The organism is Campylobacter sp. US25a (assembly GCF_004379075.1).
Classification (GTDB): domain Bacteria; phylum Campylobacterota; class Campylobacteria; order Campylobacterales; family Campylobacteraceae; genus Campylobacter_D; species Campylobacter_D jejuni.
Genome location: NZ_RYYM01000064.1, coordinates 1 through 898 on the forward strand (window position 1 = coordinate 1; position 898 = coordinate 898).

At 25.3% G+C, this 898-nt stretch carries 1 protein-coding gene; it reads right to left on the bottom strand.

Translation table 11 applies throughout. From position 1 onward, the window contains the following. Positions 1-898, bottom strand: an 898-nt coding sequence (locus ELQ12_RS10525) for a hypothetical protein (RefSeq protein WP_208379405.1), incomplete at both ends; no start/stop codon positions are given.

Consider the following 898-nt stretch of genomic DNA (forward strand, 5'->3'; position numbering starts at 1 on the left):
AATAACCATTTTCTCCTTCAAATCCCATATCAAGCAATATTTTTTCATAACGCTTATTTATTTCTTCGTTTAAATTTTTATAATCTATTTTTGTGTCATCCATATAAGCTGCAGGATTAAAAAGAAGCTTGGTTTCATCTTGAAACAAACCATAAGAAAGCTCTAATAAGAAATCTTTTAAACTCCAAACCAAATCAGCATAAAAATACTCATCATCAAAAGTGATTAAATAATCTTCATCTTTTTTATTTTGTTTTGCTAAATAATCAAGCATAGCAAGCAATATTGGATTTTTTTTAATATAACTTTTATCTTTAAAATTATTAGCTTGTTCTTTTGTAAGAATGCCAACTTCTCCTAATTGATCATAAATTTCATCACTAAATACGAAAGGTTTTATGCCATGGTTTTTATTGATTGCATCAATATAATTTTTTATTATCATTGTGTTTTTACTATAAAGTTCTTTCACATAGGAAATGATTTGTTCTTGGCTTAAAATTTGAGTGTCTTTTTCTATTTTACATTGATACTCTAAATTATTTGGACTTTCAAAATAATAACCCCCATCCATACCATCATAAAATTTAGGTTTAATATAATTAGGATTTTTATTAGCAAGCCATAAGGGATTTTTTATCTTTTTAACTTCTTCTTCTAAATTTTCAAATTTAGTGGCTATGTATTTTGGGATGAGTTTGTTGCCTTTTTTATCAAAAACAATTTTACCAAGATATATGCCAAATTTTGGATTATAGCATTCAAGCTCATTCATATCATTAAATTTCCAAAAATATTGCTCGCTAGGACAAATATTATTATAACTTTTTATGTTTGTATTTATGGCTAAATAAATAGCATAAGGTTCTTTTCTGGTTTGTAAGAAATCTTTATGTTT